This window comes from Mycobacterium sp. 852014-50255_SCH5639931 (assembly GCF_001665605.1).
In the GTDB taxonomy this organism is placed as follows: domain Bacteria; phylum Actinomycetota; class Actinomycetes; order Mycobacteriales; family Mycobacteriaceae; genus Mycobacterium; species Mycobacterium paraffinicum.
In genome coordinates, this window is record NZ_LZSV01000029.1 from 195,131 (window position 1) to 212,181 (window position 17,051).

General features: G+C 68.7%; 1 pseudogene. It reads right to left on the reverse strand.

What is annotated here, in order from left to right:
• Positions 1-57: 57 nt before the first annotated feature.
• A pseudogene (locus tag A5758_RS26575) lies at positions 58-17,051 on the reverse strand (amino acid adenylation domain-containing protein); the annotation flags it as partial.

Consider the following 17,051-nt stretch of genomic DNA (forward strand, 5'->3'; position numbering starts at 1 on the left):
CGGCTTACGCCGACCCGCATCTCGGCGCGAGTCGTCGGCTCCGACCCGGTCCGCACCCAGCAGTCCGAGCAGTTGCAGGTCGGTGGCGTACTTGATGATGATCGGCGCCGTCACGTGCGGAATGTCCGCGATGTCCTTGTCGGGGCCGATCTTCGCGTTTTGGACCGCGGCGCGGAACCGGTCGGTCGGCGCGTAGGACCCGCGGCTCGGCTCGGGGGGATGCAGCTGAGTAGCGTTGCGCAACAGCAACATCTGCAGCACCGAGTGCCGGCGCTGTCGATCCGGCAGGGTACGCAGGGCGGCCTCGAACCGCTGCAACCACTCCCCGAAGTCGCCGATCCGCTGGATGGGATGGCCCGCCTCGATCAGCCAGTCGACGTACTCATCGGGCCCGATGCCGTCGTCGTGCGGGTTCATCACGTGGTAGGTCTGGAAGCCACTCGATGAATCCCGGCCGGCCTGGGCGCCCAGCGTGGCGATCGCCTCGGCGATAAAGCCGACGGGCAGCCCGTCGAAGTGTGCGCGTTGCCGATTGCCGTCGGGGTCGAGCTGGAAGAACGAGGCGGGCGCGACGCCGGTGGCCAGGATGCTCAGCATCATGCGGGTCACGGTGTCCGGCAGGTTGAGCTGCCCCGCGTAGGTGGTGTCGGCCAGGATCATGCCGGAGCGGAAGACCGAGACCGGCACCCCGCACAGGTCGTGCGCTTCCCGCAGCAGCACCTCGCCGGCCCACTTGCTGTTGCCGTAGCCGTTGGCCAGACTCCCGTCCACGGTGCGGATCGGGCTGATGACCCGGATGTCGGCGTCCTCGGTGAACAGCGACCGCTCGATCTGGCGGCCGACGTCCGAAGTCGACACGTAGGCGTAGGGCTTGATCTTGGTGGTGAGTGCGATCCGGATCAGCTCGGCGGTGCCCATGACGTTCGGCCCGAACAGCTCTCGGTACGACAGGACCGCATTGACCAGGGCGGCGGGATCGACGATCAGATCGACGGTGTCGGCCAGCCGCTGCCAGGTCTGCCGGTCCAGGCCGAGGTTGGCTTCGCCCTTGTCGCCGGCGATGACCTCGAGATGATCGGCGGCCAGTTCCTGGTAGTGGCGCAAGAGCTTCGGGTCGCCGCTGTCGAAGGTCTTGTCCAGCCGGCGTCGCGCATCGTCGGCGGATTTCGCGCGCACCAGGCAGATCAGGGTGCCGTCGACGAGTTGCATTCGCTCAAGCCATTGCAGGACCAGGTAGCGGCCGAGGAAACCGGTGGCCCCGGTGAGCAGGACGGTCCGCGGCTCGGTCGTGGCCCGGGGCAGGCCGGGGGCGCCCGACAGCGTCGGGGCGTCGATGAACTTGTCCAGCGTGAGATCGCCGGCGCGCAGCTCGGCGGTATCGCCGCCGTGCACGGACGCGAAGCACCGATCGCTGGCCGGGCTCACGGCCGGGGCTGCTTCCAGCAGCCTGCCGTCCCTACCCAACAGCTGGCTCAGGCTTCTGACCGACGGCGCGTCGAAGATCGTGCGCACCGCCAGGTTGGTATCCAGGATCTTGTTGATCGCGGTGACCAGGCGCATCGCCGACAGCGAATCGCCGCCCAGGTCGAAGAACGACTCGTCGACCCCGACCCGCTCCAGGCCCAGGGTCTGGGCGTACACACCGGCCAGCACCTCTTCAACCACATCGGCGGGCGCCCGGTAAGGGCCGGCCCGGTATTCGGGTGCCGGCAGGGCGCGCCTGTCGAGCTTGCCGTTGACCGTGCGGGGCAGTGCCCGAACCACCATCACCGCGGCGGGGACCATGTAGGCCGGTAGCCGTTCGGCGAGCCGGGCACGGATCGCGGCTGGGTCCACCGCCCCGGGGACGGACTCGGTGAGGTAGCCCACCAATCGTTTGTCGCCCGGGCGGTCCTCGCGGGCGATCACCGCCGCCTGCTCCACCCCGTCCAGCGCGGCCAGTGCCGCCTGAATCTCACCGAGTTCGATGCGGTATCCGCGGATCTTGACCTGCTCATCGGCGCGGCCGAGATACTGCAGCTGCCCGTCGGCGCCCCACCGCACCAGATCCCCGGTGCGGTACATGCGTGTTCCGGGCTCCCCGAACGGACAGGCCACAAACCGCGACGCGGTCAGCCCGGCCCGGCGCAGATAGCCACACCCGACGCCGCGGCCGGCCACGTACAACTCCCCGACCATGCCGAACGGCACCGCCCGCAGCCAGCCGTCCAGCACGAACAGGGCCGCCCCTGGCACCGGTGCACCGATGGGCACCACCGCCGACCCCGCCATCAGCGGGGCGCTGATCGCGGCGTAAACCGTGGTCTCGGTCGGGCCGTAGCCGTTGATCATCACCCGCCCGGGCGCCCACCGATCCACCACGTCGCCCGGGCAGGCCTCGGCGGCGACCATCAACGCCGCCGGCCCCAGACCCTCGGGTGAGAGCGTCGCCACGGCCGACGGGGTCTGGCTCAAGACGCTGACCCTTTCAGCCACGAGCAAGGCGTGGAAGTCGTCCGGTGCGGCCGCCACCGCCTCGGGCACCACGACCAGGCGGCCGCCGTGCAGCAAGGCGCCCCAGATCTCCCACACCGAGTAGTCGAAGGCGTAGGAGTGGCACTGCGTCCACACCTTTTCCGGCCCCGGCTCCACGCCGACGGCGAGTGAGTCGAACAGCCGGGTGACGTTGTGGTGGGTGACGGCGACGCCCTTGGGGACACCTGTGGTGCCCGAGGTGTAGATGATGTGGGCGACGTCATCGGGGCCCGGCGGCGGGAGGCCCGTGTCTGGGCGGGCATCAACGGCGGGGTCGTCGGTGGCGATGGCCGGCACGTCGTACCCGCGCAGCCGGTCGGCCAGCCCGGTGGTGGTGACCGCGGCGATCGGCGCGGCGTCCGCCATCATGAACTGGATCCGGGCCGGCGGGTGCGCCGGGTCGATCGGCAAATAGGCCCCGCCTGCCTTCAGCGTTGCCAGGATCGCGATGATCGCGTCGGCGCACCGGTTGAACAGCAGCGCCACACACTGGCCGGGTCCTACACCGTGTTCGATCAGCAAGTGCGCCAGGCGGTTTGACGCCAGATCAAGATCGCGGTACGTCATCTCGCGGCCGTCGAAGGTGACCGCCACCGCCTCGGGTGTGCGCGCCGCCTGCGCGGCGAACAGGCCCGGAATCGACACCGGCGTCGCGGGCTGTGTCAATACCGCGCGGTTGCCGATCTCATCGAGGAGCGCGTGTTCGTCGGCATCGAGCAAATCCGTCGACGACAACCGAGCCGTCGGATCGGCGGTCATGGCCACCAGCACCCGCCGCAACCGCGCGCTCAGCGCTTCGATGCCGGCGGCGTCGAAGACGTCGGTGTCGAATTCGATGCGCAGGCCCAATTGGTCGCCCGGCATGGCCTGCAGCGTCAGCGGGTAGTGGGTGGATTCGCGGGTGGCGACGTCGGTGATGGCCAGCTCGCGGACATCCAACGACGCGGCGGTGTCGATCGGGTAGTTCTCGTAGACGAACAGGGTGTCGAAGAGTTGGTCGTGGCCGGTGGCGCGGTGGATCTCGGTAAGCGCCAGGTGTTGGTGTTCGAGCGTGTGGTTGTGGTCGTTGCGCAGTTGGTCGAGCAGGTCGACGGTGCTGGTGGCCGGGGTGATGGTCGCGCGCACCGGCACCGTGTTGATCAACAGACCGACCATCGTTTCCGCGCCGGGCACGTCGGTCGGCCGGCCGGATACCGCGGTGCCGAAGGTGACGTCATGGTGGCCGGTCAGCCCCATCAGCAGCTGCGCCCACGCCGCCTGCAGCACGGTGTTGACGGTGGTGTGACACGAGCGCGCCAGGTCGGTCAGTGCCCGGGTGGTCTCCCCGGGCAACCGCGACGCGGTCACGCCGCGCCGCCCGAGCCCCGATCGGCGAGGTGGAGCCACCAAGGTGGGGGTATCGAAGCCGGCCAGCACATCGCGCCAGGCCGCGCGGGCGGCCTCCAGGTCCCGATCGGCCAGCCAGCCGACGAACCGGCGATACGGCGTGGCCGCGGGGAGTCGCTGTCCGTAGTAGCCGGCGAAGATCTCCCCCAACAGGATCGGCAGGGACCAGCCGTCGAGCACGATGTGGTGATTGGTCAGGACGACCCGGTGCCGGCCTTCGGCGGTGCGGATCAAAGCCACCCGAAAAGCCGGCGGCTGGGCGAGGTCGCAGACCGCGGCGCGTTCGGCGGCACACACCTGCTGGACCTGCTCCTCGGAGCCCAGTTCGAAAAACTGAAACGCCGGCGTGGGGTCGGCCGGAATGATTTGCACCGGTGCGTCGAATTCGTCGCAGAACCGGGCGGCCAGGTTGGGGTGGCGGTTGATGACCGCGTGTACGGCATCGTGCAGGCGATGCGGATCCAGCGGGCCGGTGACGGTGATGTCCAGCTGCATCGCGTACAGGTCGTCGCAGCCGCCGGTGGCGCCGGCGTGAAAGTGCAGTCCCTGCTGCAGGGGAGTCAACGGCAAGACATCGGCGATCCGGTACCGCTGCTGCAGCTCGTCGATCTGCGGTTGGCTGAGTCGGGCGGGGACGATATCGGAGGGCGTGAGTCCGCCGCCGCCGCGTTGGACGTGCGCGCAGATGCCGGCCAGGGCGTCGAACCACAGCCGGCTGAGCCGGCTGACCTGGCCGTGGTCGAGTGCCGAAGGGGCCCACGTCCAGGTCGCGTGCAGGTGTGGCCCGGCGCCGGTGTCATCGTCTTCCAAGGCGACGGCGTTGACTTCAACGGTGTGTCCCAAGGGCATCGGCACGGTGGTCGCGGCGGCGACCGACAGGCCGTCCTGGCTGACGCGCCACAGCTCGTCAGGGAGGTCGGCGGCGCCCGCGCCCATCCGGCCCAAATAGTTGAACCCGATCGCCGGATCTGAACCGGGCATGTCGATGTCGGCGTTGAGGTAACGCAGCAGCCCGAAGGTCAGGCCGTCGGGCAGGGCGCGGAGCTGTTCTTTGGCGTCTTTGATCACGGCACCCAGGGCCGAGTCACCGCCCACGACCTGAGCCCAGCGCAGCCCCGCGGCCGCCAGGGAGACCGGGTATTTGGTGGTGAACCAGCCCACCGCGCGCGACAGGTCGACGTCGGGGAACAGGTCGTCGTGGCGCCCGTGGCCTTCAACGTCGATGCCGATGGGTGCGCCACCGTCGGCGCCGAAGTATTCGGCCCAGGCCATGCCGAAGGCGATCAGCAGGATGTCGGTGATGCCGGTGTGAAACGCCGCGGGCACCTCGCCCAGCAGCAGGCGGGTCGTCTCGGCATCCAGTCTTGCCGTCAGGTGCCCGGCGCCGGCATAGGTATCCACCTCGGGTTGTACCGGCGGCAGCGCGGCCGGGAGCGCCAACACCTTTCGCCAGCGGTCGGCCTGGTTGACGACTGCGGGGGCGTGGGCGCGCTCGTCGAGCAGTGCGGCCCAGCGGGCAAACGATGTCCCGGCCGCCGGCAGCGCGATCGGTTGCCCGCTGCGATGCTGACCCCACGCGATGTTCAAGTCCTCCAACAGGATTCGCCAGGACACCGCGTCGATGGCCAGGTGGTGAATGACCAGCGCCAACTGGCCGGTGGCGGTCGCCCATAGTGCGCGGACCATTGCCCCGTCAGCCGGGTTCAACCGTGACCGGGTGTCTGCCAGCGCCTCGTCGGAGAGCGCGTCGACGATCTGCAGGCAAGCGTCGGAGTCGGCCGAACCCGGCTCGGGCACGTGGAGCGACAGGTCGCCGGCATCGTCGGTGCCGGCGCGTAGCCGCAGCATGGCGTGCCGGTCCAGCAACGCCTGAAGAACGATCACCACGTCGGCCTCGGTGACCCCGGCGGGTGCCTGGACCACCATCGTCTGGTTGAACTGGTCGATCGGCCCGGCCACGGTGTAAAGCCAGCGCATGATCGGGGTGGCCGGCACCGGCCCGACGCCCTCATCGACCGGAACGGCTTCGACGCCGGCCACCGCGGCCACCCGGGCCAGCCGGGCCACGGTCTGCTCGACGAAGATGTCGCGCGGCCGACACGTCAGCCCGGCCGCCCGCGCCTGGGCCACCACCTGCATCGACAAGATGCTGTCCCCGCCCAGGTCGAAGAACGACTCATCAACCCCCACCCGCTTTAGCCCGAGCACCTGGGCGTAGATGCCGGCCAGGACCTCCTCGACCGCGTTGGTCGGCGCGCGGTAATGATCGACGTCCCCGTACCCCGGTGCCGGCAGGGCGCGAGTGTCGAGTTTGTTGTTGACCGTCAACGGCAGTGCGTCGACGCGAACCACCGCGGCGGGAACCATATAGGCCGGGAGCCGCTGAGCCAGCTGGGCGCGCGCCTCGGCGGGGCCCGCCGTTCCGGTGATGTAGCCGACCAGGCGTTTGTCGCCGGGACGGTCCTCGCGGGCGATCACCACCGCCTGCTCCACACCGTCCAGCCCGGCCAGCGCCGTTTGGATCTCGCCGAGTTCGATGCGGTACCCGCGGATCTTCACCTGATCGTCGGCGCGTCCGAGGTAGCGCAGCTGCCCGTCGGGACCCCACCGCACGAGGTCGCCGGTGCGATACATCCGTGTCCCCGGTTCGCCGAAGGGGCAGGGGACAAATCGTGACGCGGTCAACCCGGCCCGGCGCGCATACCCGACCCCCACGCCGCGGCCGGCCACATACAACTCGCCGACCACCCCCGGCGGCGCGGGGCGCAGCCATTCGTCGAGGACGAACAACGCCGCGGTGGCCACCGGGCCGCCGATCGGCGCCGCCCCCGACCCCGCTGCCAGCGGCCGGCTCATCGACGCGTACACCGTCGCCTCGGTCGGACCGTAGGCGTTGATCACCACCCGTCCGGGTGCCCAGCGATCCACCACCTCGGCGGGGACGGCCTCACCACCCAGCAGCAGCGCCACCGAATCCAGCCCCTGCGGTGCGAGCGCGGCCGCCGCGGACGGGGTCTGGGTGAGCACGTTCACCTCTTCGTCGACCAGCAGGGCGTGGAAGTCCTCCGGCGAGGCGGCCACCTCGTCGGGCACGACGACCAGCCGCCCGCCGCCGAGCAGCGCGGCCCAGATTTCCCACACCGAGAAGTCGAAGGCATAAGAGTGGCATTGGGTCCAGACCTGGGCGCCGGGCAGGCCCGGGGGCCCTGACTGCGCCAAGTGGGTCAGGTTGCGATGGCTGATGGCAACACCTTTGGGGACGCCGGTAGTGCCCGATGTGTAGATGAGGTAGGCGATGTCGTCCGGGTCGGGCGCCGGCGGCGCGGTGCCGGGTTGGCCGTCCACAGCCGGGTCGTCCGCGTCGATGACCGACATGTTGTACCCGTCCAGTCGCGACCGCAGGCCCGCGGTGGTGACAGCGGCGACCGGCGCGGCATCGGCGATCATGAACTCGATCCGGGCGTCGGGCAGCGCAGGGTCGATCGCCAGATACGTTGCCCCGGACTTGAGTACCGCCAGCATCGTCGCGACCGCCTGCGCGGATCGCTCCAATAAGAGCGCCACACACGAGCCCGGCCCCACCCCGTCTGCGGTCAACCGGTGCGCCAACCGGTTGGCGGCCTCGTCGAGTTCCCGATAGGTCAGTGAACGGCCGCCGCAGCGGATCGCGACCGCCTGCGGCGCGCCGGCCACGTGGCCGGCGAACAGCTCCGGAACGGACATGGGCGCGGGCGTCGGCTCGGTCAAGGCCGCCCGGTTGCCGAGCTCGTCCAACCGGGCATGCTCGGCGGCATCCAGCACGTCCAGCGACGACAACCGCTGGTCCGGGTCGGCGGTCATCGCGTCCAACATGCGTTCGAACCGCTCGATGAGTGCGGCGACGGTTGCCGTGTCGAACAAGTCGCTGCGGAATTCGACCGCACCGCCGATGCCGGCCGGCTCGCCCGCCTCGGTGAAGCGTTCGGCAAGGGAGAACGACAGGTCCATGCGGGCGGTGTGGGTGTTCACCGGCACCTGGGTGGCTCGCACATCGCCCAACGCCAATCCGGCGGCGGGGTCGTGGTTTTCGTGCCCGGAAAGGTTCTGCCAGGACAGCATCACCTGGACCAGGGGGTGATGGGCCAAGGACCGGGTTGGGTTGAGCCGCTCGACCAGCACCTCGAAGGGCACGTCTTGGTGATCGTAGGCGGCGAGGCTGCGCCGGCGCACCTGGCCCAGCAGTTCGCCGAAGCTGGGATCTCCGGCCAGATCGACCCGCAACACCAGGGTGTTGACGAAGAACCCGACCAACTCGTCGAGCGCGGGATCGCCACGCCCGGCGATCGGGAACCCCACCGCCACATCGGAACTCGCGCTGAGCGCGGACAGCAGCACTGTCAAGGCGGTCTGAACCACCATGAAGCTGGTCGCATTGTGCTCACCGGCGAGTTGGCGCACTCGTTGTTGAAGCTCCGCCGGCCAGTCCACGTCGGCCTTGGAGCCGCGCAGATCGGCCACCGGCGGATAGGGCCGATCGGTTGGCAGCTGCAGGAATTCGGGCATCCCGGCCAGGGCATCCTGCCAGTAGGCCAGCTGCCCGGCGATGGGGCTGTTGCCGTCGTCGAGATCGCCGAAACGTTCGCGTTGCCACAACGTGTAATCCACGTACTGCACCGGCAATTCAGCCCAGCCCGGAGGCCGCCCCGCGCTCCGGCTGGCATACGCCATGGCCAGATCACGCAACAGCGGGGTGATCGACCAGCCGTCGGCGGCGATGTGGTGGACCACGCCGACCAACACGTGTTCATCGCCGGCGACATGGAAAAGCCTTGCCCGCAGCGGTATCTCGGTTGCCAGGTCAAACGTGTGTCGTGCCGCGTGCTCGATGGCCTCACTCAGCCGGCCCGGCGACCATGCGGCGGCGTCGACGATCTCCCAGCCCAAGTCGGCCCGCTCGACGGACGCAACCCGCTGCTGGGGTATGCCGTCGGGCGCGGCAATCAGCGTGCGCAGGCTCTCATGGCGTGCGATCACGTCGACCAGCGCCGCACCCAGCGCGTCGACATCAAGGTGCCCGCACAACCGCAATGCCACCGCCATGTTGTAAACCGCTGAGGGGCCGAGCAACTGGTCGAGGAACCACAACCGATTCTGGGCGAAAGACAACGGCACCACCGCCGGGCGCTCGACAGCCACCAACGGCTTGCGCCGCCCTGCCTCGTCGCCGATGCGGGGCGCCAGCTGGGCGATGGTGGGAAAGTCGAACAAGGTGTGCACGTCGAGGTCGGCGTCCAGCGCGGTGCTGATCGCGGCGACCAGACGCATCGCGGACACCGAATTCCCGCCCAGGTCGAAAAACGAGTCGTCGACGCCGACCCGATTGAGCCCGAGGACTTGTGCGTAGATGCCGGCCAAGATCTCTTCGACCGCGTTGGTCGGGGCGCGATAGTGTTCGGCATCTTGGTATTCCGGCACCGGCAGGGCGCGGGTGTCGAGTTTCCCGTTGACCGTCAAGGGGAGTGCCGGCAACATCACGATCGCCGCGGGCACCATGTAGCTCGGCAACCGCTCGGCCAGCGCGGCACGCGCGGTGGCCGGGTCGGCGGTCCCGGTGATGTAGCCGACCAGCCGTTTGTCGCCGGGGCGGTCTTCGCGCGCGATGACCGCGGCCTGGTCGACGCCGTCCAGTGCCCTCAGGGCGGCCTGGATCTCACCGAGTTCGATGCGGTAGCCACGGATCTTGACCTGTTGGTCGGCGCGACCCAGATACTGCAGTTGCCCATCGGGGCCCCACCGCACCAGATCCCCGGTGCGATACATCCGCGTCCCCGCTCCGCCGAAGGGACAGGGAACGAACCGTGACGCGGTCAGCCCGGCCCGGCGCACATACCCAACCCCGACGCCCTGGCCGGCGACGTAGAGTTCGCCGACCGCTCCGGGCGGCACCGGGTGCAGCAACTCGTCGAGGACGAACAGCGCCGCCCCCGGTACCGGTGTCCCGATGGGCACCACTGTCGAATCGGTGCTGAGCGGGGCGCTGATCGTGGCGTAGACGGTGGTTTCGGTTGGGCCGTAGCCATTGATCATCACGCGACCGGGTGCCCAGCGGTCGACCAGGTCGGCGGGGCAGGCCTCACCCGCGGCCATCAGTGCCACCGACTCCAATCCCTCGGGGGAGAGGGCGGCTGCCGCTGAGGGGGTCTGGCTCAAGACGGTGACGTGTTCGGTGACGAGCAGGGCGTGGAAGTCCGACGGTGCGCCGGCCACCGCCTCGGGCACCACGACCAGCCGCCCGCCGAACAGCAGCGCGCCCCAGATCTCCCACACCGAGAAGTCGAACGCGTAAGAGTGGCACTGGCTCCACACTTGTGCCGGAGTCAGTTCCAGCCCGACGTCGAGTGAGTCGAACAGCCGGGTGACGTTGTGGTGGTTAACCGCAACGCCTTTCGGGACACCGGTGGTGCCCGATGTGTAGATGATGTGGGCGATGTCGTCCGGGGCCGGGGCCGGCAGCGGGGTGCCCGGTTGGGTGTCGATGGCTGGGTCGTCGATCTCGACGACGGCCAGCTCACATCCGTGCAGCCGCCCGGCCTGCGCTGCGGTGGTGACCGCCGCCATGGGTGCGGCGTCGGCGACCATGAATTCGATGCGGGAGGCGGGCACCACCGGATCGATCGGCAGATACGCCGCACCGGTTTTGAGTATCGCCAGGATCGCCACAATCGCCTCGGCGGACCGGGGGAACAGCACTGCCACGCACGCACCCGGGCCGGCGCCATATCCAACCAGCAAGTGCGCCAGCCGGTTCGACGCCTGGTCGAGTTCGCCGTACGTCATTGAGCGGCCCTCGAAGGTGACCGCCACCGCCTCGGGCGCGCGCTCCACCTGGGCGGAGAACAGCGCCGGAATCGACACCGGCGCCGAGGGCTTGGCCAATATCGCGCGGTTGCTCCACTCATCCAGGTGTGCGTGCTCAGACTCGTTGAGGAGATCGATGGACAACAGCCGCCGTGTTGGATTGGTGGTCACGATTGGCCGCCCAGATCGGTGGTCATCGCCACCAACGCCCGCTGGAAGCGCTCGATCAATGATTCGATGGCGGCCGCATCGAACACGTGGCTGTCGTATTCGACGCGAAGGTTCAATTCGCGGTCGGGCCGGGCCTGCATCGTCAGCGGGTAATGGCTGGATTCGGTGCCGGCGAATTCGGTGATGGCCAATCCGTTGTTGTTCAACAGCGCGGTGGTGTCGATGGGGTAGTTCTCAAACACAAACAGCGTGTCGAACAGCTGGTCGTGCCCGGTGATGCGGTGAATTTCGTTGAGCGCCAGATGTTGGTGGTCGAGGGTGTGGTTGTGGGCACTCTGGAGCTGGTCGAGCAGGTCGGCGATAGTGGTCTCCGGTCTGATGGTGGCCCGCACCGGAACCGTGTTGATCATCAGTCCCACAATGGATTCCGCATCGGCCACCTCGGTGGGCCGTCCCGAGACCGCCGCGCCGAAGACGACGTCGCGCCGGCCGGTCATCGACATCAGCACCTGCGCCCAGGCGCCCTGAAGCACCGTGTTCACTGTGGTGCGACAGGACCGGGCCAGCTCGTTCACGGCCTGGGTGGTGGCCTCCGGAACCCGGGCCGAGGCAATGCCTCGCGGTCCCAGCTTTGACCGGCCCGGCGGTCCGACGAGTGTGGGAATGTCGAAACCGGCCAGCACGTCACGCCAGGCCGCCTGGGCGTCGGCCAGGTCTCGCTCGGCGAGCCACGTGACGAACCGGCGATACGACCCGGCGGCCGGCAGTCGCTGGCCGTAATAACTGGCGAAGATCTCTTGCAGCAGGATCGGCAACGACCAGCCGTCGAGCACAATGTGGTGATTGGTCAGGATGACCCGATGCCGTTCCGGCCCGGTACGGAGCAGAGCAACGCGAAAAGCCGGCGAACCCCTGAGGTCGCACACCGCGGCGCGCTCCGCGGCGCATATCCGCCGGACTTGCTCGTCGACATCGGTCTCGAATTCGAGGAATTGCCACATAGATTGCGGATCGGCGGGGATGACTTGGACCGGCTGGTCGAATTGACTGCAGAATCGGGCGGCCAGGTGGGGGTGTCGGGCGATGACGGCGTCCACGGCGTCGTGCAGGCGATCGGGGTGGAGCGGGCCGGCGACGGTGATGTCGAGTTGCATTGCGTACAGGTCGTTGTCGCTGTTCTGTCGGGCGGAGTGGAACAGCAATCCCTGCTGGAGTGGGGTGAGCGGCAGGATGTCGGCGATTCGGTGATGCTGCTGCAGCTCGTCGATCTGCTTTTGGGTGAGGTGGGCGGGGAAGACGTCGGAGGGGGTCATGCCGCCGCCCCCGCGTTGGACGTGGACACAGATGCCGGTCAGCGCGTCGAACCACAGCTGGCTGAGCCGGGCGACCTGGGTGTGATCGAGCGCCGAAGGGGCCCAGGTCCAGTCGGCATGCAGGTGAGGGCCGGTGGCCGTGTCGACTGCGCTGGCGTTGAGTTCCAGTGTGTGAGCCAGCGGCATGGGCACCGCCGCGGCGGAGGTGGAGACCGCGAGACCGTCTCGGCTGATCTGCCACAGTTCGGCGGAGTCCTCGGCCGCGCCGAGCCGCCCGAAGTAATTGAACCCGATCGTCGGGTCGGATTCGGGGAGTACGACATCTCGGTTGAGGTAGCGCAGCAGGCCGTAGGTTATGGCGTCGGGCAGGGCGCGAAGCTGTTCCTTGGCCCGCTTGACGATTGGGCCGACCGCAGCGTCACCGGCCACCAGCTGGGCCCAGTGCAGCCCGTCGACTGCCAGCGCCACCGGGTACTTGGTGGTGAACCAGCCCACGGTGCGGGACAGGTCGACATCAGGCGCGAGGTCCTCGTAACGGCCATGGCCCTCGACATCGATTCCGATAGGCCCGCCACCCTCCGAGCCCGAAAACTCGGTCCAGGCCAAGCCGAAGGCGATCAACAGGATGTCTTGGATGCCGGCGTGAAAGGCCGCGGGTACCTCACCGAGCAGTAGGCGGGTGGTCTCGGTGTCCAGGGAAACCGTCAGATGCCCCGCGCTCGCGTAGGTATCAGTCTCGGGTTTGGGTGGTGTCAGGGCGGCCTGCGTCGCCGCCACCCGTTGCCAGCTCTCGGCCTGGTCCAAAACCGCGGGCTGGTCGGCGTGCTCGGCGAGCAGCGATGCCCACCGCTGGAAGGACGTTCCGCCCGAGGGCAGTGCGACCAGCTGACCACCGACGTGTTGAGCCCAGGCGATGTTGATGTCCTCCAAGAGGATTCGCCAGGACACCGCATCGACGGCAAGATGGTGGATGATCAGCGCCAGCTGGCCGGTGTCGGCCACCCACAGCGCGCTGAGCATTCTCCCGCCGGCGGGGCTCAGCCCCGCCCGGGCGTCGGCCACCGCACCGTCGGTCAACACATCGACGGCGTACAGGCAGCCGCCGGCATCCACCGCACCAGCCTCGCGCGCGGTCAGTGTCCACTCGCCGGCATCGCCCTCGGCGACGTGCAGCCGCAGCATGGCGTGATGGTCCAGCAGGGCTTGCAGGACCACCACCGCGTCAGCCTGGGTGACCCCGGGCGGCGCCTGTAGCACCATCGTTTGGTTGAACTGATCCACGGGGCCGTCGATGTCGTGCAGCCAATGCATGATCGGGGTGGCCGGTAGGGGGCCGATGCCCTCATCCGCGGCGGCTTCCAGACCCTCGGTGACGTGGGCGACGCGGGCCAGTCGCGCAACGGTCTGTTCGACGAAGATGTCGCGCGGGCGGCACACGAGTCCGGCTGCGCGGGCGCGGGCGACCACTTGCATCGACGAAATGCTGTCGCCGCCGAGGTCGAAGAAGGAGTCGTCGACTCCTACCCGCTCGAGTCCCAGGACTTGCGCGTAGATGCCCGCAAGGATTTCCTCGACGGCGTCGGTCGGGGGACGGTAGTTATCGACATTGGAATAGTCGGGTGCCGGAAGGGCGCGGGTGTCGAGCTTCTTGTTGGCCGTCAAGGGCAGCGCGTCCAATGCGACAACGGCGGCGGGCACCATGTAGCCCGGCAGCCGCTCAGCCAGGGCGGTACGGACGGCGACCGGCTCGGCGGTGCCGGTGATATAGCCGACCAGTCGTTTGTCGCCGGGATGATCTTCGCGGGCGACGACGGCCGCGTGGTCGACGCCGTCGAGAGCGGCCAGCGCCATCTGGATTTCGCCGAGTTCGACGCGATAACCGCGGATCTTGACCTGTTGGTCGGCGCGTCCGAGGTAGTGCAGTTGCCCGTCGCGGCCCCACCGCACCAGATCCCCGGTGCGATACATGCGTGCCCCGGGGCTTCCGAAGGGGCAGGCCACAAATCGGGCGGCGGTCAGCCCCGCCCGGCGCAGATAACCGACGCCGACGCCGCGTCCGGCGATGTACAGCTCGCCGACCACCCCCGGCGGTACCTGAAGCAACGACTCGTCGAGGACGAACAACGCCGCCCCGGGCACCGGGGCGCCGATGGGCACCGTCCCCGATCCGGCGGTCAATGGCGCACTGATCGCGACACACATCGTCGTCTCGGTCGGGCCGTAGGCGTTGATCATCACTCGCCCGGGCGCCCATTGATCGACCACTTCGGGGGCGCAAGCCTCACCGACCACCACCAGAGCCGCCGACTCCAGGCCTTCGGGTGACAACACACCCACCGCGGAGGGGGTTTGGGTGAGCACATCGACTTCCCCGGTCACCAGCGCATCGTGGAAGTCGGCCGGTGACGTGGTCACATCTTCGTTCACCACCACCACTTGCCCGCCACGCAACAGGGCGCCGAAGATCTCCCACACCGAGACGTCGAAGGCCAGGGAATGACACTGCGGCCAAACGCCTGTCGGCGGCAGGCAGGCATCCAATGAGGCCAGCAACTGCGTGACGTTGTGATGAGTGATGGCAACACCTTTCGGCACACCGGTGGTCCCTGAGGTGTAGATGAGATACGCGATGTCGTCGGGGGCGGCCGCAGGCAGCGGTGTGCTTGGTTGCGTGTCCACGGCAACGTCTTCCACGTCGAGGACGGTCAACTGGTGCCCATCCAGCCGCGAGCGCAGGGCCGCGGTGGTGATCGCGGCGATCGGCGCGGCATCGGCGAGCATGAAATCGATCCGGCCCGCCGGTAGCGCGGGGTCAAGGGGCAGATAAGCCGCCCCGGTCTTGAGCACCGCCAAGATCGCGATGATGGCCTCGGCCGAGCGGGAGAACAGCAGCGCCACGCTCTCGCCGGGGCCTGCGCCGTTCCTGGTCAGGAAGTGCGCCAACCGGTTTGATGCCGCGTCCAATTCGCGGTAGGTGCAGCGGCGCCCCCCGTCGCTGATCGCGACCGCGTCGGGGGTGCGCGTCGCGTGGGCGGCAAACAGGGCCGGTATGGAGACCGGCTCGGGCGCCGGCCGGGTCAGGATTGCCCGGTTACCCGTCTTGTCCAGACGGGCGTGCTCGTCAGCCTCCAACACATCGATCGTCGACAACCGCGCCCGGGGATCGGCGGTCATCGCCACCAGGATGCGCTGGAACCGCTCGACAAGAGTGGTGATGCTGTCGGGGTCGAACACGTCCGTGCGGAATTCAACCGCGCCTCGGATGCCGTCGGGCGCATTGTCGTCGGTCCAGTGTTCGGACAGCGAGAAGGTCACGTCCATGCGGGCACTGTGGGCGTCCAGGGGACGCTCGGTAACCTGCACATCACCCAACGCCGGCGCGGCGGCGGGGTCGCTGGCGTGCCCGGGCAGGTTCTGCCACGCCAACGCCACCTGAACCAGCGGATGATGGCTCAGCGACCGGGTGGGGTTGAGCCGCTCGACGAGCACCTCGAACGGCACGTCTTGATGCTCGAAGGCCAGCAGGCTGCGCCGGCGAACTTGGGCCAGCAACTCGGCGGCGGTTGGGTCGCCGGCCACGTCGACCCGCAACACCAACGTGTTGACGAAGAAGCCCACCAGGTCATCGAGCCCGGGGTCGCCACGCCCGGCGATCGGAAATCCCACGGCCACATCGGAACTCGCACTGAGCCGAGACAGCAGTACCGCCAGGGCGGTCTGCACCACCATGAAACCGGTCGCGTTGAAGTCGCGGGCCACTTCGCGTATGCGTCGCTGCAGCTCGGCCGGCCAGTTCACGGCCACTTTGGCGCCACGCTGATCTGCGACCGAGGGATAGGGCCGATCCGTCGGTAATTCCAGGCGCTCGGGCAGGTCGGCCAGGGCGTCTTCCCAGTACTTCAGCTGGCCGGCGATCCGGCTGTGGCCGTCGTCGAGCGCACCGAACTGCGCCCGCTGCCACAGCGTGTAATCCACGTATTGCAGAGGCAATTCAGGCCAGCCCGGGGCTCGCCCGTCGCATCGGCTGGCATAGGCCTCGCCGATGTCGCGGATCATCGGCACCACCGACCACCCATCGAAGGCGATGTGGTGCACCGCGCACACCAGCACGTGCACCTCGTCGGTGACACGGAAAAGCTTTGCCCGCAGGGGGATGTCGGTCTCCAGGACAAAGGGATGACGCGCCGCCTCGTCGACAGCCTCGTCGAGTCGGGCCGGCGGCCATCCGGTGGCATCGATGACTTCCCAACCGAAAGCCGCCCGCTCGGCGGAGATGACGAGTTGCTGCGGTATCCCGTCCAGTGCGGGAAATATCGTGCGCAAGGTTTCGTGCCGGGCCACCACGTCGGCCAGTGCTGCGCCGAGCGCGTCGGCGTCGAGCGGGCCGCGCAGCTCGAGGGCCACCGGAATGTTGTAAACCGCGGAGGAACCCTGCAACTGGTCGAGAACCCACAGCCGGTTCTGGGTGAACGAGAGCGGGATCATCGCCGGGCGCCGCCACGCCCGCAAGGGCTCACGGCGATGGGCCTCGCCGTCGAGGCGCGACGCCAGCTGCGCAACCGTTGGCGCGTCGAACAATTCGTGCACGGCGAGGTCCGCGTCCAGCCCGGTGTTGACGGCGGCGATCAAACGCATCGCCGACAGCGAGTCCCCGCCCAGGTCGAAGAACGAGTCGTCGGCACCGACGCGTTCGACGCCCAGCACCTGGACGTAGATGCCGGCCAGGATCTCCTCAGCGGCGGTGGCGGGGGCCCGGTAGTGCTCGGCATCGGCGTAGTCGGGCGCGGGCAGCGCGCGGGTGTCGAGTTTGCCGTTGACCGTCAGCGGCAG